16 protein-coding genes are annotated in these 19197 nt (G+C 72.7%); 3 read left to right on the plus strand and 13 right to left on the minus strand.

Translation table 11 applies throughout. The features are described from left to right. Positions 1–117: 117 nt before the first annotated feature. The 3 genes from AB0I72_RS06110 to AB0I72_RS06120 form a co-directional block, all read right to left on the minus strand. Entirely contained in the window at positions 118–1683 is a 1566-nt protein-coding gene (locus tag AB0I72_RS06110; protein ID WP_358563518.1) for an MFS transporter, read from the minus strand. 6 nt (positions 1684–1689) lie between these two features. Continuing rightward, a complete protein-coding gene (locus tag AB0I72_RS06115) occupies positions 1690–2358 on the minus strand; it encodes a DUF899 domain-containing protein (RefSeq protein WP_358563520.1) in 669 nt (222 codons plus the stop codon). 129 nt (positions 2359–2487) lie between these two features. After that, positions 2488–2901 carry an SgcJ/EcaC family oxidoreductase gene (locus tag AB0I72_RS06120; RefSeq protein ID WP_358563522.1) on the minus strand — a complete coding sequence of 138 codons (414 nt, stop codon included), beginning with the start codon at positions 2899–2901 and terminating at the stop codon, positions 2488–2490. 217 nt (positions 2902–3118) lie between these two features. Here AB0I72_RS06120 and AB0I72_RS06125 point away from each other — a divergent pair, with 217 nt between their 5' ends. Then, positions 3119–5011: a hypothetical protein gene (locus tag AB0I72_RS06125; protein WP_358563524.1), complete on the plus strand. Its 1893-nt coding sequence runs from the start codon at positions 3119–3121 to the stop codon at positions 5009–5011. A 33-nt stretch (positions 5012–5044) separates the two neighbouring features. After that, positions 5045–5419: a hypothetical protein gene (locus AB0I72_RS06130; RefSeq protein ID WP_358563526.1), complete on the plus strand. Its 375-nt coding sequence runs from the start codon at positions 5045–5047 to the stop codon at positions 5417–5419. Between the two features lie 12 nt (positions 5420–5431). Here AB0I72_RS06130 and AB0I72_RS06135 read toward each other — a convergent pair whose 3' ends face one another. The 9 genes from AB0I72_RS06135 to AB0I72_RS06175 all read right to left on the minus strand — a co-directional run bounded on the left by AB0I72_RS06135 (position 5432) and on the right by AB0I72_RS06175 (position 17259). Then, on the minus strand, positions 5432–8677 hold the full coding sequence (locus tag AB0I72_RS06135; protein ID WP_358563528.1) for a BTAD domain-containing putative transcriptional regulator: 3246 nt from the start codon (positions 8675–8677) through the stop codon (positions 5432–5434). Between the two features lie 199 nt (positions 8678–8876). Beyond that, a complete protein-coding gene (locus AB0I72_RS06140) occupies positions 8877–9692 on the minus strand; it encodes a TIGR03084 family metal-binding protein (RefSeq protein ID WP_358563530.1) in 816 nt (271 codons plus the stop codon). Continuing rightward, complete coding sequence (locus AB0I72_RS06145; protein WP_358563532.1) at positions 9689–10729, minus strand: carboxymuconolactone decarboxylase family protein; 1041 nt, start codon at positions 10727–10729, stop codon at positions 9689–9691. The genes AB0I72_RS06140 and AB0I72_RS06145 overlap by 4 nt, the downstream gene beginning before the upstream one ends. A gap of 29 nt (positions 10730–10758) precedes the next feature. Further along, positions 10759–12411, minus strand: coding sequence for a GMC family oxidoreductase (locus AB0I72_RS06150; RefSeq protein ID WP_358563534.1), 1653 nt, complete (start codon positions 12409–12411; stop codon positions 10759–10761). After that, the gene (locus tag AB0I72_RS06155; protein ID WP_358563536.1) at positions 12408–12977 is read right to left on the minus strand and encodes a DUF5987 family protein; all 570 of its coding nucleotides are present in this window, start codon (positions 12975–12977) and stop codon (positions 12408–12410) included. Before AB0I72_RS06155 ends, AB0I72_RS06150 begins: the two co-directional genes overlap by 4 nt. Before the next feature lie 43 nt (positions 12978–13020). Further along, complete coding sequence (locus tag AB0I72_RS06160) at positions 13021–14367, minus strand: cytochrome P450 (RefSeq protein WP_358563538.1); 1347 nt, start codon at positions 14365–14367, stop codon at positions 13021–13023. After that, positions 14364–15350, minus strand: coding sequence for a DUF1702 family protein (locus tag AB0I72_RS06165; RefSeq protein ID WP_358563540.1), 987 nt, complete (start codon positions 15348–15350; stop codon positions 14364–14366). Before AB0I72_RS06165 ends, AB0I72_RS06160 begins: the two co-directional genes overlap by 4 nt. 106 nt (positions 15351–15456) lie before the next feature. Then, positions 15457–16431 (minus strand): DUF1702 family protein, encoded by a 975-nt coding sequence (locus tag AB0I72_RS06170; protein ID WP_358563542.1) that lies wholly within the window; start codon positions 16429–16431, stop codon positions 15457–15459. 3 nt (positions 16432–16434) lie between these two features. Next, on the minus strand, positions 16435–17259 hold the full coding sequence (locus tag AB0I72_RS06175; protein WP_358563544.1) for an AraC family transcriptional regulator: 825 nt from the start codon (positions 17257–17259) through the stop codon (positions 16435–16437). 736 nt (positions 17260–17995) lie between these two features. Here AB0I72_RS06175 and AB0I72_RS06180 point away from each other — a divergent pair. Then, positions 17996–18652, plus strand: coding sequence for a TetR/AcrR family transcriptional regulator (locus tag AB0I72_RS06180; protein ID WP_358563546.1), 657 nt, complete (start codon positions 17996–17998; stop codon positions 18650–18652). Between the two features lie 25 nt (positions 18653–18677). On the opposite strand, the gene AB0I72_RS06185 is transcribed toward AB0I72_RS06180, so the two are convergent. Continuing rightward, positions 18678–19196, minus strand: coding sequence for a flavin reductase family protein (locus tag AB0I72_RS06185; RefSeq protein ID WP_358563548.1), 519 nt, complete (start codon positions 19194–19196; stop codon positions 18678–18680). Position 19197 lies beyond the last annotated feature (1 nt).

Below are 19197 nucleotides of genomic sequence, written 5' to 3' on the forward strand. Positions count from 1 at the left end.
AACGCGTGACCGGGGCCGCCGAACCGAGTTCGGCGGCCCCGTACGTGTGGGGACGGACGGTGTCCCCACGGGTCCGTCCCCCGTCCGGCGACCGTGCCGGACGGGGGACGGCATCGGTCAGGGACGTTCCGGCGCCACCCGCTCCCGCCGGTCTCCCTCGTCCTCCCCGGCCCCCGGTCCGGCGTCCGCCGCGGCCCGTGCCGGGGGCACGTGGCGCAGCGCGAAGACGATGACGACGGAGAGCAGCACCAGGAGCGCCGCGCTGCCGATCGAGACCGCGTTCATTCCGTCGACGAAGGCCGCCCGCGCCGGTTCCAACACCCGCGCGGCCTCGGCGGCCGACATCCCTTCGGTCGCGGACACCTCGGCGGCGAGCGAGGAGTGCTCCCCACCGCCCATGGTGCCCTGGTAGACGGCCGTGCCGACGCTGCCCAGCACCGCCACGCCCAGCGCGATGCCGAACTCACCGCTGCTCTCGGACATGCCCGCGGCCGCACCGGCCTTGTCCTCCGGGGCCGACCCGACGACCAGATCCGTGCCGAGCGCGCCCATGGGGCCCGTGCCGAAGTAGACGAGGGCGTAGCCGCCCGCCACGACCGCGAGCCCGGCGCCCGGGCCGACCGAGACCAGGACCGCGCAGCCCACCGCCGCCGCGACCAGGCCCGCGGAGATGACGTAGGCCGGGCGGACCCAGTCGATGAGGACGGGCGCCGACATGGAACCGAGGATCATGCCGCCCGCCGCCGGCAGCAGCCACAGCCCGGCCGTCAGCGGGGACAGCCCGCCGACCAGCTGGAGGTACTGCGTCACGTAGAGGGAGACCCCTCCCACCGCGGCGGTGGCCAACAGCAGGCCGACCAGGGCGGCGCTGAAGGACCGGTTCCGGAACAGCCCGAGATCCAGCAGCGGACTGGCCAGCGCGCGCTGACGGACCACGAAGGCCACCCCCATGGCCAGGCCGAGGGCGATGGCGAGCAGGGGGAGCGCGGTGGCGCCCTCCGCCGCGATCTCCTTCATCCCGTAGATCACCGGGAGCACCGTGGCCAGGACCAGCAGGGTGCTGGCCAGGTCCAGGCGGGCCGAGCCGCCCGCGGGTGTCTCCGGCAGCAGGAAGGGACCGACGACCAGCAGCAGGACCATGATCGGCACGGCGAGGAGGAAGACCGAGCCCCACCAGAAGTACTGGAGCAGGACCCCTCCCACGATCGGGCCGACCGCGATGCCGACCATGAAGCAGCTCATCCAGATCGCCACCGCGACGCCCCGCTGACGCGGATCGCGGAACGCGGTCCGGACCAGGGCCAACGTGCACGGCATCAGGCTGGCGCCGGCCACCCCGAGCACGGCGCGCGTCGCGATGAGCATCCCCGCGCTGGTGGACATCGCCGCCGCCACCGAGGCCAACGCGAAGAAGACGGCTCCGATGAACAGGAGCCTGCGGCACCCGATCCGGTCGCCGAGCGAACCCATGATGAGGAGGAAGCCCGCGACCATGAACCCGTAGATGTCGGTGATCCACAGCAGCTGGACCCCGCTGGCGCCGAGGTCTGCCGTCAGGTGCGGGAGCGCCAGCAGCAGGACGCTCAGGTCGATCGAGAGCAGCAGCGTCGGAAGCGCCAGGACGGCCAGCACCGTCCACTCGCGCGCGCCCGCTCTGGGCCCGGTACTCGTGTCCGTGTCCATGTCCGATCAGCTCCCGTACTCGTCGCGCAGCCGCCACCAGGCGTACGGAGACTCCTGGGGGACACCGTCGGGGCTGTCCTCCCAGGTCTCCTGTCGGCCGAGGGGGGTCAGGTCGAGCAGGCTCCAGTTCGTGCCGAGCTTCTCCACGCCCCGCCCCGCGGTGAAGTACGTCCGGTGGACCGAGCCGCCGTCCCGGAGGAAGACGCTCAGGCCGAAGCTGTCGGAGCCCTCCACCGTGACGCCCATGTCCTCGTTGAAGGAGTCGCGGAACGACGAGTACCAGGGCACCGTCCACCCCATCCGGTCCCGGACACGGGCGATCTCCTCGTACGGCGCCCGGGACACGAGCGCGAGCGTGGTGTCGCGGGCGTTGAGGTGCGCGGGGTGGCCGAGGTTGTCCACGAACATGGAGCAGCCCTCGCACTGGTGGGTGGACCCGGGCGGCAGCATGAAGTGGTACACGATCAGCTGGCGACGGCCCTCGAAGAGGTCCTCCAGGGAGCTCTCCCCGGCCGGGCCGTCGAACACGTACTCCTTGTCGACGCGGACCGCGGGCTGTCGCCGGCGCTCCGCCGCGAGCCGGTCCTGGAGCCGCGTCAGCTCCTTCTCCTGTGCGAGCAGGCGCTCGTGGCCGGCCCGCCACTCCTGCTCGGACACCGCCTTGGGCGGATACATGGCACTCCTCCTCATCCTGTGCGCGAACGCGGGCGGTGCGTGTGTGCCCGCCCCGGGATGGGGTCCACACTCGCACCGCCCGCTTACGGTTCCCTGTGCGTCGGACTTACCGTCCGCGCGCGATCGGCGTCAGCCGTCCTCACTCGTCGCCTTGGAGTTCTGGTAGGCGGCGATCAGCCACCCGTCGTCGCCGCGGACCAGGGTGCACGTGGCGAAGAAGGCCAGGTCCGGCGCCTCCGGGGGGACACCGGGGATCTGGACCCGGCCCTTGGTGACGAGCAACGCCACGTCGTCGCGGACGAACCGCACGTCCAGCGGTTCGACGACGACGCTGGAGCCCTTGTACGGGCCCTCGAAGCCCTGGCCCATGAAGGCGCGGATTCCTTCCCGTCCACGCATGTACGTGTCGCCGATCAGGCTCGCGTCCGTGTCGAACAGCGACGCGAACGCGTCCGCGTCGTTGGCCGCCCACGCGTCCATCACACCGTCCACGACGGCTCGGACCGCCTTCTCGTCCGTACCGGTCCGCGCGTCTTCCACCATGCTCGGTTCTCCTCTCCTACGCCGCCGACGGCGGGCGCGCGCCCGCCGAACGCCACCCCATGCTTGTCAGCGCCCCGCGGACCGAACGTCTCCTTCCTTGCTCTGCTGACGGAGTGTGCGGCAGTCGCACAACCGGGAGGAAGCCAGGGCGGGAGGGCGCGCCGCAGGATGTGCGAGGGTCGCCCCCTCAGTCACAAGAGCGAGAGAGGCACAGCTGTTGACTCACCCTTCCCTTGCGCCCCGTCTCTGGACGCACCGGATCATCGGAACCACCGGGCTGGCGGTCACGACCGCCCTGACACTCTCCACCGCCCCTCACGCATCGGCGCACACCGAATCCACCCCCCTCGAACCCGCCGACGGATTCCAGGAGACCGTTCTCGACACGGGGGACACCGTGACGGTGTCCCCCGACGGCGACCACGTGGCCATCACCCCCGGGGAGGGGCGTGAGGGCACGCGTTTCACCTCCGTCCACGCGGGCGAGCGCCGCCTCGTCCTGCCCGCGGACCTGCCCCGCGCGCCGGAGACGCCCGCCCCGGCGGCCGCGACGGCCGCGCGCACCCTCTCGGCGGCCGGTGCGGGGTGCGGGCAGGAGGAGTGCCACGACCTCACCGTCCGCCACCTGGGCCCGGACGGCGCGCCCACGGACGACGCGGAGTCGATGGTGTTCGGGTTGGACGGCGACGTGCTGGAGTTCGCCGGCGGCTCCGCCACGGCCACGTTCACGCTGCCCGAAGGCCGCTACATGCTGATCACCGACGTCTCCGACTTCACCGACCCGGACGCCGACTGGCACCGTCTGGTCCACCCGCTGATCGTCCTCGACGGCGACGACGAGGTCGTGATGGACGCCACCACCACCCGACCCGTCACCACGGACCCCGGGGCGGACGGCACGGACACGGCCCTGGTGGAGATCGGCGTCGAGAACCGGGCCGGGACCGAGAACGTGCGCGTCTCCCTCCAGGCCGACGACTTCTCCGGTCTGTACACGGCCCAGGTCGGCCCGTCGGCCCCGGTGGACGGCCTGACCTCGTTCGTCGCCTCCACGTGGGCGCACCGCGACGAGACCGGAGAGCTCCGCGGCTCCCCGGAGACCGTCCACCTGCTCGACACGGTGGAGGGGGCCTTCCCCACCGGGTACGACCGGACCGTGGAACCGGGCGACCTCGCCGCCGTCACGGTCGAGCACTTCGCCCAGACCCCCGGGAGCGCGGCCACGAAGGCGCTGTTCGGCAGCGCACCCGGGGTGAGCGGCACCGCGACGGTGTTCCTCCCCTACGCCCTGCCCTCCTCGACCGTCCACCGCCTGGAGGCCGGGGCGACCATGTGGAGCAGCGCCTTCGGGGAGAACCGTGTCACGGACGACGGGACCGTCCGCGACGTCACCGCGCTCGGCTCGGTCCCCCGCTCCTACGAGGCGGGCGGCAGCTACACGGAACGATGGAACGCCGCCGTGATCGGGCCGATGTTCCTGTGGGGCGAGCACGCCGTGCGCACCGGCGACGACCTGTGGTTCGGCATGCCGATGTACTCCGACCAGGACCGCCACCAGGGTGGTTCGAGGACGGACGAGGCCTCGATCCGGCTGTTCCAGGACGGCGACCTCGTCGCCGAGTCGGGTACGGGACACCTGCGGGCGACCCTGGAACCCGGTGAGAGCGAGCTGCGCCTGGAGAGCAGGACGTCGCGCGCGTCGGTGGCGGACCTGTCCACGCGTATCGAGGCCGAGTGGACGGTCTCCTCCGACACCGTCGCCTCCGGCCGGGAACGCCTGCCCCTCTGGGTGGTGCGCTACCAGCCCGAGGTCGACGCGTGGAACACCGTGCGCGCACGGGGCCTGATCCGGCTGCCGCTGACCGTCGAGGCCCACCCCGACTCGGTCCACGGCGACGTCGAGGAACTCACGGTGGAGACCTCCACCGACGACGGCGAGACGTGGGAGGCGGCCCGGGTCGTCAGGCGCGGCGGCGACCGCCGGATGGCGCTGATCCGGACACCCGGCGGACCCGCCGGCGAGTACCTCTCGCTCCGTGCCCACCTGACGGACTCCGACGGCAACTCCGTCGAGCAGACGATCATCCGTGCCGTGCGCCTGTCCGACTGAACCGCATCCGCACCGCCTTCCAGGGAGGTTCCCATGTTGCCCAAGCTCCGCCCGTTCCTGGCGACCGCGCTGGCCGCGGTCTCGGTGACGACCACGCTGAGCGCCCCGCCCGCGCTGGCCGACGCCTCGTGCCTGTCCGTTCCGACCGACCCCGTGCTCACCTCCTCCGGGTCGCACGTCCAGGCCACCGCCCGTAGCGAGTGCGGCGCCCTGACCGTGCTGTGGCTCGTACGGGAGGCGACCGCGACGCGACCGCGCACCATCCAGGAGCGCTACCTCGAACCGGGGACCGAGCAGACCGTCAGCATGTACTGCCGCCGGAGCGGCACGCACTCCTACCAGGCGATGGTGTGGGACCCGAACATGATGTTCCGCCGCACGTCGGACTCCGTCACCATCACCTGCTGAACCGGACGACGATCACCGCGGCTCGGGGACGGCGAGCGTGACGGCCTCCGCCGGGCGGGTCCGCCGACCCAGCGCGAGTCCGTTCTCGAAGCCCTCGTCGCCGAGCACCCCTCTCAGCAGGAGCTCCACCCGTCGGACGTCTCCCCTCTCCGCCTCGGGGAGGGGGGCTCCGACGGACTCCCGCAGGGCGTGGGCGGCGCCGAGCAGCCGCGCGGAGACGGTGTGGCGGCCCCCGACCGCGGTGGCCGCCGCCAGCCCCTCCAGGGAGAGGGCGAGCGCCCTCGGGTCGCCGAGTCTGAGGGCGACCTCGTACCCCTCCGTCTGGAGCCGGAGGGCGTCGTCGACCCGCCCCTCCGACTCGGCGACGAAGCCCAACTCCGTGAGGAGGAGGCCGTCCACGACGTCGGTGTCGACCTCGGAGCGGCGGTTGGTCTCCAGGACTCCGCTCAGATGCTCCCGGGCCTCGTCCAGCCTGCCCTCCCGGCGCGAACCGAGCCCGAGCCCGATCCGGGCGAACAGCTCCCCCACCTTGTATCCGCTGTCGGTCGCGAGCCGCACGGCCCGCTCGTGGTGCGCCCGTGCTCCCGCGAAGTCTCCGGTGAGCATGTCGATCCTGGCCAGACCGGTGACCGCGTCCGCCTCCTCCGGCCACATCCGCAGGTCGCGGGCCTGTCGGGCGCTGTCCTGGTGCAGCTCCCGGGCGCGGTCGTAGTCGCCGACCACCTCGGCCCACGAGGCGAGGACGAACGAGGCCTGGATCGTGCCCCAGCCGTCGCCGAGTTCGGTGAACAGGGCCCGCGCCCGCGTCGCGTCGCGGTGCAGGACCTCCAGGTCGCCGCGCGCCTGCGCCTGACCCGCCCGCACGCACAGGACCGCCGCCTCCGTCCAGCGGTCGCCCGCACGCCGCGCGTCCGCCAGCGCCCGCTCGGCCACGGGCCCGCCCGCCCCCGCGTCCCCGGTGTTCAACAGCGCGTGCGCCAGGAACCAGCGGGTCGACGCGGAGCACTCGGTCGCTCCGTCGCGGAACCGTTCCACGACACGGCCCACGCGGCCGTCGGTGTCGAGCCCGGCCCCGTCCAGGAGGGCGAGCCCGGCCCACCAGCCCTCCGCGTCGTTCCTCGGCCCCTGCCGCAGGGCGTGCCCCTGGCCCACCAGGTCGTCGAGCAGGGCGCGTCCCTCCGCGAGCCGCCCTCGGAAGAGCCAGTACCAGGTCAGGGAGGCGGCCAGTGCCCACGCTCCCTCGGTCTCCTTGGCCCGCAACGCCCTCTCCAACGCCGCCCGTGTGTTCGCCGACTCGGCGTCCAGACGGGCGAGCGCGGAGCGCTGTTCCCCTCCCCGCAGGAGTTCCGCGCACCGACGCGCCATGTCCGTGTAGTGGGCCAGGTGCCGACGGCGGACCGTGCGGCGTTCTCCCGAGTCGTCCAGCCGTTCGTCGGCGTAGGCGGCGATGGTCTCCAGCAGCCGGAAACGCCGGGGGCGGGCCCCGGACGGCCCGGGCGCCGCGGAGACCACCAGCGACCGGTCGACCAGGCGGGCGAGGGTCCCGGCGACCTCGCCCGACCGGACGCCGTCACCGGAGCACACCGACTCCGCGGAGGGCAGGTCGCACCCGTCCGCGAAGACGGCGAGCCGGCGCAGCACCGCGCGTTCTCCGTCGGTGAGCAGGTTCCAGCTCCAGTCCGTGACCGCGCGCAGGGTCCGTTGCCGTGGCGACGCCGATCTCCGTCCGCCGTCCAGGAGCCGGAAGCTGTCGTCCAGGCGGTCGAGCACCTCCGCCACGCCCAGGGAGCACACGCGCGGCGCGGCGAGCTCCAGGGCCAGGGGCAGCCCGTCCAGCCGACGGCACAGGGCCGCGACGTCCGCGGCGTTGGAGTCGTCGAGGGTGAACCCGTGGCAGGCCGCCGAGGCCCGTTCCACGAACAGCAGGACCGCCGCGCTCTCCCTCACCCTCTCCGTGCCGAGGGCGTCCTCCGGGGCGGGCAGCTCCAGGGGGTGGAGCTCGTACCGGCGTTCCCCCGCCACCGCCAGCGGCTCCCGGCTGGTGAGCAGGACCCGTGTCCCGGCGGCGCCGCCCAGGAGGGACTCCACCAGGGGTGCGAGTGCCTCCACGACGTGCTCACCGTTGTCGACGACCAGGAGGACCTCCTGGTCACCGAGGGCGACGGCCACCGCCTCCTCGGCCGTGGTCGGCCCCGGGCCCGTCCTGAGGTCCAGGGCACGGGCCAGTTCGGTGGCCAGGCGGGGGGCGTCCTCGGGCCCGGGCGCGGGGCCGAGGGCGGCCAGTTCCACGAGCACCACGTCGCGGCCGGCGTCCTGCTCCCGGGCGCCGACCTCCAACGCCACCCGGGTCTTGCCGACACCCCCCGGGCCGGTGAGGGTGACCAACCTGTGCGCCCGCAGGAGTTCGCGCACCTCCCCGACCGTCGCCTCGCGGCCGACGATCCGGGCGAGCCCCCGTGGCACCCCGCGCCGCGTCGGCGGCGCGGAGGGCGCGGACGGAGGAGGGGACACCGGTGGAAGGTCCCCCCGCAGGATCGCCTCCTGGAGCCGGCGCACCCGCTCACCCGGCTCCAGGCCGAGCTCCTCGGCCAGGAGGGCGCGCAACCGGGCGTAGCTGTCCAGGGCCTCACTGCGCCGGCCCGCGTGGTGCAGTGCCCGCATCTGGGCCGCTCGCAGGCGTTCGCGCAGGGGGTGGCGGAGCACCAACTCCTCCAGCTCCCCGATGATGCGCGTGTACTCCCCGGCGTCGACCAGGGCCTCGGCGCGGGCCTCCAGGGCCTCCACCCGCTCCTCGTCCAGTCGCGTGGCCACCGCCCTGAGCGCGGGCTCGTCCGCGAAGTCGGCGTAGGCGGAACCCCGCCACAACGCCAGGGCCTCGGTGAGGTCGGCGGCGCGGGAGGCCGCGTCGGAGCGGTCGCGCGCGGACCCCACCAGGTCGCGGAAGAGCCAGGCGTCCACGGAGTCGCGGTCGGCGGCCAGCAGGTAGCCGGAGTCCCTGAGCGCGACGAGTTCCCGGCCGCCGGGCTCGGCCCCCTCCAGGACCCGCCTGAGCTGGGACACCTTGGCGTGCAGGGCCGCTCCGGCGCGTTGCGGTGGGCGTCCCTCCCAGATCTCCTCGACGAGCCGTGGCGGCGGGACGGGCCGCCCCTCCGCGGCCAGGAGGGACGCCAACAGTGCACGGACCTTGCGGCCCGGCACGGTCACCTGATCACCCGCGCCCGTCCAGACGGCCACGGGGCCGAGAACTCCGAACCTCATAGCACCGGGGGACTCGGCGGGCTTCCCGCGTCCGTCGTCCCCGCTCCCCTTCCCCGCGCGTTCCACGCCACCGTGGACGTCACCACGGTGGTCACGCGGACACGTTACGCCTCCGGGGGTTCCTTCACCAGCGGACACGAAACGGCCCGACCCGGCGGTGCGCGGGTCGGGCCGGGGCGTGCGCGGACCGGCCGCGGGGTCAGGACGAGAACTGACCGGGCTTCCGGCCGGGCCCGGCCGGGCCGCGGTAGGCCTGGGCGATGTCGAGCCAGTGGTCGGCGTCGGCTCCGACGGCGGTCACGTCGAGGTCGTCGCGGTGGCGGCGGCGCGTGACGAGCAGGCAGAAGTCGGCCGCGTCCCCGGTGATCCGCTGTTCGGCGTCGGCGGGGCCGAACTCCCACTTCTGTCCGGAGGGGGAGGTCAGCTCGAAGCGGAACTCGGTGTCGGGCGGGGTGAGTCCCCGGGACTGGTAGCCGAACTCCCAGACCATCACGGCGAACCCGACGACGTTGCCGATCCGGTCGGTGCGCTCGGGGACGACGCCCAGCGCGTCGGCGATGTCCTGCCCATGGGCGAGGGCCTCCATCATGCCCGCGCAGGCCAGGATGCCCGGGGGGATGGGGCGCACGAGCCAGGGCACCGGCTGGTCGGCGGGGGCCGCCGCGAGCGCCTCCACCGCGAAGTCGCGGTCGGCGCGCCAGCGGGCGAGCAGCTTCTCGGGGTCGTCCAGGGGGTAGGTCCGCAGGACCGCGTTCACCGCTCCGTCGAAGTCCTTGCCGGCCTCGGCCGTCATGGCGGCGAACGCCTCCGCGTCGGAGGCCGCGGTCCCGGCCAGCCGGAAGACGAAGCACAGGTGGGCGACCTGGTCGGCCACGGTCCATCCCGGGGCCGGGGTCTCGCGCGCCCAGTCGGCGGGGTCCAGGTCGGCCACCAGGGCGTCGATCTGGGCCGCCTCCGCGGCCAGGTGGTCGATGACGGCGGGCAGTTCCGTGATGACGTTGGGCAGGTTGTTCACGTCTGTTTCCCTCGGTTCGGTTCGATGCGGCGAACGGATGCGGCATTGCGGGCGGTGGCGTGGCGGGCCGCGGCCATCGCGGCCCAGGAGACGGCTCTGACCAGGTCGGCGTCGTCGGCTCCGGCCCGCCGGCACGCGGCGACGGTGTCGTCGCCGACCTGGAAGGAGGCGCGCGCGGTGAGCAGGGCCAGCCGCCCCAGGGCGCGGTCGGACGGGGACAGCGCGGCGACGGGCTCCTCCACCCAGGCGCGGCTGACCCCGGCGGGTGCGGCGCCGTGCTCGTGGAGGTGCCGGTGGACCAGGGCGCGCACGGCGCCCGGAAGGACCCGGGACCCGGCCTCGTCGACGGCGGCGGCCACCGCGGCCAGGACGCCCGCGATCCGCGGCTCCCCCAGCGCCCAGCGCAGGTCGTCGGGGACGGCCGCGTTCCGGGCGTTCCGGGCGTTCCGGGGCAGCAGTTCCAGCGACGTGTCGGGGGACAGCGGTGGTCCCGTTCGGGCGGCGATCACCGCCCCCGTGGCGCGCCGCAGCGTCCCCCGCACCGGAGCGGGCGCGAAGTCGGGCAGGGGCGAGTCGGGCAGGAACACGTTGACCAGGCGGTTGATGTGCTGGAAGGTGAGTTCGACCGCGCCCAGCTCCGCGCGTTCGGCGGGGGTGAGCGACCCGAGCGGCCGCGGATCGGGGGCCTCGGAGCCGTCCCCGGTCCCGTCGAGGGACCCGAGGGTGGCTCCGTGCACCTCCACGCAGTAGGGGCAGGCGTTGGCCCGGGACACGGCCGTGGCGACGGCCTCCCGCTCGCCCCGTCCGGTGCGCCCCGGCACCAGGAGCGACTCGCGCAGTGCCGTCCAGGTCGCCGCGGCGCACTCCGGGGCGGGCGAGAGCATGACCACGGGCGGGGCGAGGACGCCGAAGTCCCGTTCCACCCGGCGGTGGAGGTCGGCGACCCCACCGCGCGCCCGGCCCGGGGGGTCGGGGCGGATGTGGCGCACCTCGTTCAGCGACCGGCGCACGGCCGCCCGCAGGATGGAACGGAGCACGGGTCCTCCTCCCGTCTCGGCGTGTCCGGTCAGGCCGAGGTCCGACCGGCCAGGTGGAGGACGCCCCCGCGCCCCGACGTGGCGCCGTCGGGAGCGGGAGCGCCGTAGGTGACGTCGACGCCGCGCGCACGGGCGGCCTCGACGATGCCGGGCACGGAGCGCTCGGCGAGGGCGGCGATGGTCATCGCCGGGTTGACGGTCAGGGCGCCGGGCACCGAGGAGCCGTCGGTGACGAAGATCCCGGGGTGGTTCCGCAGCTCGTGGCGGTCGTCCAGGGCCGAGGTGTGCGGGTCGTCGCCGATGCGGCACGAGGCCAGCGGGTGCACGGTGTAGGCCCCGACCAGGTCGTTGGTCCAGGGGGCGACGCTCGCGATGCCGTCCTTTTCGAGGATCTCCTTGACCTCGGCGTCGGCGCTGTTCCAGCCGTGCCAGGTGTTGGCCGTGGGCCGGTAGGTGAGTGGGCCGCGACCCAGCATCTGCTGGGACAGGCGTACGGCGTTGCCCGTGGGCGGGGGCGCGCCGAAGACGCCCTCGTTGTCGTCCTCGCTCATGGTGAAGATGATCAGCCAGGACTTCCAGCGGCGGAGCATCTCCTTCTTGTCCGCGCCGAACCACGACGGTCCGGGGACGCCGGGGGTCTGGGCGAGGATGGTGCCCAGGGCCGGGGGGAAGTAGAGCTGTTCGAGCGAGTACCGGGAGTACTCCGGCAGCGCCGGGTCGAGCCGGTCCCAGTTGGCCACGCAGGGGCCCTTGCCGATCTGGAACGCCTCGTAGGCGCGTTCGTCGTCCCGGGACAGGCCCAGGACGTCACGGACCCGGTCCTCGTTGACGACGGCGGTGTTGAGCCGTTCTCCGTTGCCGGAGAAGTAGCGGCCCACCGCGTGCGGCATGGCGCCCAGGTGCTCCTCGGAGCGCTTGAGGATGACGGGCGTGGCCCCCGCCCCGGCCGCGAGGACGACGATCTTGGCGTCGATGACGCCCGAGTCGGTGGTGACCCGGTAGTCGCTGTCGTCGACGACGTTGTAGTGGACCCGGTATCCGCCGTCGTCGAGCCGTTCCAACCGCTGGACCTCGTGCAGCGGCCGGATCCGCGCCCCGTGGGCGACGGCGGCGGGCAGGTAGTTGAACACCAGCGACTTCTTGGCCTCGAACCGGCAGCCCGCCATCATCCAGTTGCAGTTGACGCAGGTGTCCTTGTCGATGGCGACGGGTACCGGGTTGGCCGTGCGTCCGGAGTGGTCGCACGCGGCGCCCCACAGTCCCCCGGCGTAACTGACGTCGGACCAGTCCTGGGTGCGCACCCCCAGCGCCTCGGCGACCCGGTCGTACCAGGGGTCGAGGGTGTCCCGGTCGATGGCCGAGGGCCACATGCGCCGCCCGATGGAGCCGCGGCGCTCGAAGACGAACCGGGGCGCCCTGGGCAGCGCGGCGAAGTACACCATGCTCCCCCCGCCGACGCAGTTGCCGCCCAGCACGCTCATCCCGTCGCCCACGGTGAAGTCGAAGGCGCGCGTGTACGAGGAGCCGAGGAGGAAGTCGTGCTGGAGCTCCTCGGTCTCCAGCCAGGGGCCGCGTTCGAGGACGGTGACCCGCGCCCCGCCCGCGGCGAGGTGGTAGGCGGTGATGGCGCCGCCGAAACCGCTGCCGACGACGAGGACGTCGGTCTTCTCCGTGGTGGTCATGCGAGGCTCCCCGAGGCCGTGGTGTCCGGGTGGAGGCGGGCCGTCGGCCTGCCGTAGGAGTACTCCTTGAAGCGCAGCAGACCGTCCGCGTCCGGGGCGGCGAAGCCCATCGCCGTCAGCCCGGGGTGGCCCTCCGCGATGGCGGTCGGGGTGCTCATGTGGGCCGCGCTGTCGAAGGCCATGTTGCAGAAGAGAGCGAGCATCACCCAGAACTCCTTCTCCGGGTGACCGGGCGCGGTGAGCGCGCGCACCAGGGCGGTGCGGTCGTCGAAGGACAACCGGACGAACGGCGGAAGCTCCCCGTCCGCGGCCAGGCCGTGCTCGCGTGCGTAGTGCTCGGCGTGCCGGTTGAGCAGTTCGACGAACTCGGGCAGACCGGACGTCAGACCCGTGGCCGGGGTCCGCAGCAGCTCCAGCGCTCCCGCCTCGACCGACCCCGCGTCGTGCGAGCGACCCGCGACGCTCGGATCGTCCGGTCTGCGCTTCGCACCCGGGAGGATGGTGTCGGCGAACGCCTCCAGCGTCAGAGTCTCGACACCGTCCGTGTCGGGGGTGCCACTGGTCATGGTGGTCTCCTGTCGTGGTGGGGTGGGGGGCGCGTGCGGGGACTCAGACCGTGTGGACGTTCATCGGAAGGCCGCCGCGTACGCGCAGCGAGAGCATGGCCTCGGGGACGGCCCGGTGGCCCGGTGGGAGGGTGAGGCGCAGGTCGCGCGCGATGACCGCGAGCACGAAGACGGCCTCCATCATCCCCAGGTTGCTGCCGACGCAGACCCTCGGTCCGGCCCCGAAGGGGATGTAGGCGTAGCGGTGGCGGTCGTCACGGCGGTCCGGGGAGAAGCGTTCGGGGTCGAACCGCTCGGGGTCCGTCCAGGAGTCGGCGCGCCGGTGCAGGGTGTACGGGCAGATCAGCACGTCGGATCCTGCGGGCACGTGGTATCCGCCGATCTCGTCGTCGTCCAGCGCCACGCGCGGCAGGATCCACACGGCCGGATACAGCCGCATCGTCTCCTGCACGACCATCGTGGTGAAGGTCAGCTGGTGCAGGTCCTCGTGGGTCGGCGCCCGGGTCCCGAGGACGCGCACCGCCTCCTCCCTGAGCCGCTCGGCGGTACCGGGGTTGCGGTCCACGAGGTAGAGCGCCCAGCTCAGGGTGCTGGCCGTGGTCTCGTGCCCCGCCAGCAGCAGTGTGACCAGCTCGTCACGCACCCGGCGGGAGCGGATCCGCGGGTCGGCCTCCCCCGCGGTGTCGGCGAGCACGCGGGAGAGCGCGTCGTCCGCGTCGTCGTCGGCGGTGTGCTCCCGGACGAGCCGTCGCACGATCCTCTGGAGTTCCGCGCGGGCGTGCCGGAACCTCGTCTGCGTGCGGAGGGGCAGCCACACCGGCAGCTTGTTCATCGTGACCATGTCGAACATGGCCTGGTCCTGGACCGCTTCGAAGGCGGCGCCGATGGTGTCGAAGGCGTGCAGGTCGGTGTCGAGGAGGGTCCTGCCGAGCACGCCCAGGGTCAGCCCGGTGGCCTCCTCCGAGACGTCGACGGGACCGCGCCCCGCCCGCGACCGCAACCGGTCCACGAGGGCGACGGCCTCCTTGGCCACCGCGTCCGCCTGGGCGGCGATCCTGCGGTGCTGGAAGACGGGGCGGATCGTCCGGCGCTGGCCGCGCCACAGCTCGCCCTCGCTGGTCAGCAGCCCGTCGCCGAGGGCCCGTTTGGCGTGGACCTGTCCGATGCCCTTGTGGTAGTTGCCGTGGTTCTCGGCCAGTACGTGTTTGGCGTGGTCGGGGTGGTTGAAGAGGTAGAGGGTCTTGGGTCCGGCCGCCATGCGCACGGCGTCGCCGTGGCGTTCGACCGCCGTGGACATCATGGCGAGCCGGTCGGTGAGCAGGTCGCGCAGCATTCCGGGCACCGCCGAGGGCGGGGTGCGCGGGGGGTGGCGCCGGTCCGTCGCCGTCACGGGCGCGCACCTCCTCCGTCCCGGAGCGCGAACTCCTCGGCCAGGCGGGAGCGCCACACCTCGTACCAGGGGCGGTCGGGGTCCTCCGTGCCCACCGCCTCGGGGCGCAGGTCGCGGGAGAGGCGGGCGGCCTTCTCGGCGTCCATGCCGCACAGGACCTCGCTGGCGACCTCGGTGTGCGGGACGACGAGCCCCGCGCGGACCCGGGCCTCGGCGGCGAAGGAACCGCCCTGGGCGAGGTGCGGGGTGTGTTCTCCGGCGTGCTCGCGGAGGCGGCGCAGCTCGTCCGCGTCCGCGCCGCCCGCGTAGACGGCGGCCAGCCCCACCCCGGCGTAGAGGTCGGCTCTGCGGCCCTCGGCGAAGGAGTCGACGAGTTCGGCGACGCGGTCGACGTCCGTCCCGCCCACGAACCACAGGGCCCGGCCGACACCCTGGTCCGCGGCCCGGAGGGCGTAGGCGCCGTCTCCGGTGTACCGCGCCGCGCGCCCGTCCCGCATCCGGCGGCGCACGTGCGCGTCGGTGTGGAAGTAGGCCTGGTGGAAGCCGTAGCCGTCGTGGACGAGCCACCGGAGCACGGGGTCGAGGCGGTCGGTGCGCGGCCACAGCGGCCGGGGCAGCCGGGCCATGGCCCAACCGATGCCGACGTAGGCCATGTAGAGGTGGGGTGCGCCGGGGCCCTCCAGGAAGCGCTCGGTCCGCCCCTTCCGCGGCGACAGCGCGTCCACCAGCGCGAGCCCCATCGCGGCGCCCTCGTAGGCGAACCCCCTGTAGCGCGTCGACAGGGTGGCGAGGCGCCGGTCGGTGCGTTCCGCGGATCCCGTTTCCAACGCGTCGCCGAGACCGGTGAGAAAGGATTGTCCCACCGTCTCCAGAACTTCGCGGCCGGCGGGATTCTTGTCGTGGAAACCACGGGTCTCCACGGTGACCTCGGATGGGCTCGGAGTGATGATCCGGCGTCTGAGCACGCCGAATACACTGGCCATTTCGTCCTCCCGACCTACGCGTGCCGCATATCGTCGTTCTCTTTTTCCATGTTTCCGGTGCGGAAGTTCGGGGTCTACTTCGCGATTGCCCGACGCCGGACTTCCCTCAACGAAAATGCCCCCGAATTCCGGCGCGCCAGATCTCGTAGGCGGGTACGCCGCCGCGGGCTCCCGGCTCGACCGCGTGGTCGTCGGCCAGGGCCGCCGCCCCCGCGGAGTCCGTACCGGTGAGCGCCCGGACCACGGTCTCGGTGTGCTCGGGGACGCACCCCGAGAACACCCGGGCCTTGGCCGCGAAGACCGCTCCCTGCGCGACGTGGGGCGCGGCCGCCCCGGCGTCCCGCAGGAGTGCCTTCAGTTCCTCGGGCTCGGCTCCTCCCGCGAAGGCCGCGGCGAGTCCGACACCGCCCCACAGGTCGGCTCGGCGCTCCTCGGGGAAGGCGCGCACGGCATCGGTGACCGCCGCGGGGCGCGCTCCGTGGATGAACCACAGCGCCCGGCCGACCCCCTGGTCGAAGGCGCGGTGGAAGTAGGCGGGGGCGCCGAGCCAGGGGTAGGGGCGGGGAGTCTCCTGGCGCCCGACCCAGCGCGGTGTGTCGAAGTAGGCCAGATCGAACCCGTAGCCGTCCACGGCCAGCCAGCTCATCGTGGGGTGGTAGGGGTTGTCCGAGAGCTCGGGCAGGACCCCCTTCCACAGGCCCCGGGGCAGCCGGGCCATGGCGAACCCGATCCCGATGTAGGCGAGGAACGTGTGCGGCCTGGCCGGTCCGTCCATGAGTTCGCGGGTACGCTCCGACCCGCCGAGGGGGAGGGCGTCGAGCACGGTGAAGGCCATGGTCGCGCCCTCGTAGGCGAATCCCCGCAGGGCGGCGTCCACGGTCTCCAGGCGGTGTTCGACCTCCCACAGCCGACGCGCCTCCATGCCCCACTCGAACCCGCAGACGACGGATTCGGGGATCGCCTCCAGACGTCGGGCCGCCGGCGCGTCGCGACCGGGAAAGCCCCGACGCGCGAATCCGACGTCGGCCAGGGGCGGTGCCAGCAGTGCGCGGGACATCGCGCGCAGGATACGGCCCGCCATGCCTCAGGCCACCGTCGGCTGGAGTCCGCGGTCGCCGGTCCGCCGGAAGTCCGTGCCCGCCGCCGAGGCGTCGGCCAGCGTCACGGCGATCGGCGGAGCCGTCTCCTCGGCCCGACCCATCGACAGGGACACGTACGTGTTCAGTCCGGAGGCGACCGTGACGTGTGCGCGGGTCCCCGCCGTCAGCGCTCGCGAGGTGTCCGCCCTGACCCCGTAGGGCATGGCCACGGCGATGACGTGGTAGGAGCCGTTCGGCACCCCGGTCACCTCGAACTCGGTCCGCCCGTGCGCGGTGAAGGCCTCGAACGCGACGGGCGCGCCCTGGGGAGCGGCGTCGTCGAACACCCCCACGAGGGCGTCGACCCCGCCGACGGTCGTGGGGATGTCGAGTGATCCGTGCAGCACGCCGGCGGCCCCCGGCGGGACCCGCCTGTCGCGACTGGCCTCGATCATGTCCCCGAGATCGGGCAGTCGGGCGAAGTCGTCCGAGGCGGCGACCGTCAGCCGGGCGACGGCGGGGTCCCGGTACTGGGTCGGCGACATGCCGACCGCCCGGGTGAACCGACTGGTGAACGTGCCCACGCTGTTGTATCCGACGCTGCACACGATGTCGGAGACGGTGAGGTCCGTGGTCAGGAGCATGCGCTTGGCCGCGAACAGGCGGACGGCCGTGAGGTAGCGGCCCGGGGTGAGGCCGACGGCGCGCGAGAAGATCCTGGAGAAGTGGTAGGGGCTCACGAAGACCTCAGCCGCCACGTCGCTGAGGGTGATGGGCTCGTAATATCGACTACGAATGAATGCGACAGCCTGGCGTACAGATCTCTCCACTGCTATCTCCCAACTCGAGATCAGCCGTCGAACATCAGGGAACAGGAAAACTCAGAACAGAATGGGGACAGCCGGAGTGAACAGCGTCATCGGACAGGAAAGGCCGCAACCATCGAATCCGACCCCGCCGGCGGCAGAATCGCACTCGACCGGTCCAGACCGGGAAACACTCACGAAACTTCAAGAAACGCGATGGTCACGCTCTGTGAGTTCCTTCCGGCCGAACGGACACGCCGCCGCTTCCATAACGCCACCACATCCTCACCCTTCGACGCTGGCACCGGTCCATCGTCACATCCCGACCCCCGCACCTCATCTCCAGAATTGCGGCACCAGCGTGGAAACCAGATAAAAATAGACTCGAACACAGTGTCGAACCCGAAAAAGAGCCGACACCTAATGTCACAGCCCATCCACGAATAGTGAGAGTCCAGGGTGGGCAAGACATCGCCACAGAGGTCACATGAGCCCTGTCAACAACTCTGACCACCTCCGGACAACGAAGATTAGGTTGCCCAGAACAGGGAAAAATCATCCTTCCTCATGACATACCAGCCTCCAGTCACCCGGTCATGGAGTAATCACTTCGTGTCAAGGTCCTCTGGATGAGACCCTCGGGCAAACCGGCCTGGAATATGAGCCGAACAATCGGCGTGCGAAGACGCCCTCCGAGGTGGGATCGGAAAAGGTCGACCACGAGTAGATGGGTTCGGCCCGGAAGACCGATATTGATTCCATGAGCCCACGTAAGGCAGACCCACGACTGCGTACGTCACTGATCGACGTGGCCGCCCGGCTTCTCTCCCTGGAGGGGCCCCAAGCTCTGTCCACCCGCAGGATCGCCCGCGAGTCCGGCAGCTCCACCATGGCCGTCTACACCCACTTCTCCGGCATCGGCGGACTGGTGCACGCGATGGTCCGCGAGGGCTTCGCCCGCCTGGAGGAGAGCCTGTCCCGGGTCCGTGCCACCGACGACCCCGTCCGCGACCTCGGCCTCCTGGGCCGGGCCTTCCTCGACAACGCCGCCCGGAATCCGCACCTGTATCCGGTCATGTTCGGCGGCTGCTCGCTCGCGGGCTTCAGCCTCTCGGAGGAGGACCGGCAGTACGGGCGGTACACACTCCGCCACGTGACCGCGTGCGTCGACCGCTGTATCGCGTCCGGCCGGTTCGACCGCGCCGACCCGGAACTGGTCGCCCACCGGCTCTGGATCGCGATGCACGGCCTCACCGCCCTGCATCTGGGCTCCTACCTCATCCCGCCCTACGACGCCGCCCGCTGCTTCGAGGACCAACTCGTCTCCCTGATGGTGGGGTGCGGCGACTGCCCGGAGGACGCGCGCGGATCGATCGCGGCGTCCTCCGGGCTGCTGCCGTCCCCGTCCGAGGACTAGGGCGTGTGCCCGGCCGCGGAGGCGCTCATCCCGACCTCACCCGACCGCCGGCTCCGTCCGCCGGGCGGGCACGGCCCAGGCCCTGGAAGGCGCCCCCGTGGAACAGCAGCGCCGACCGTTCCGGCCCGGTGACCGCGTGGAGGACACGGCCGACGAACACCGAGTGGTCGCCCGCCACGATCTCCTCCGTCACGTCGCACTCCAGCCAGGCCAGCGCGTCGGCGATCAGGGGTGCGCCGGTGCCCGGTCCGGGGAACCACTCCACGGCGGCGAACTGGTCCAGGCCCTCCGGCCGCGCCCGGTCGGCGAAGTACCGGGCGGTGTCCTCCTGCTCGGCGCACAGCACCGACACCGCGAAGTGCCCCTCGGACACGACCGCCTTGTGCATCCGGGCCGTACCGGAGACACAGCACAGGACCAGCGGAGGATCGAGGGAGACCGAGCTGAAGGCGTTGGCCGTCATGCCGTGGGGGGTGTCGCCGCCGACCGAGATCACCGTGACCCCGGTCGCGAACGTGGACATCACCCGGCGCAGGTCCACCACG

Origin of the sequence: Nocardiopsis sp. NPDC049922 (assembly GCF_040660275.1) — a bacterium.
Taxonomy (GTDB): Bacteria; Actinomycetota; Actinomycetes; order Streptosporangiales; family Streptosporangiaceae; genus Nocardiopsis.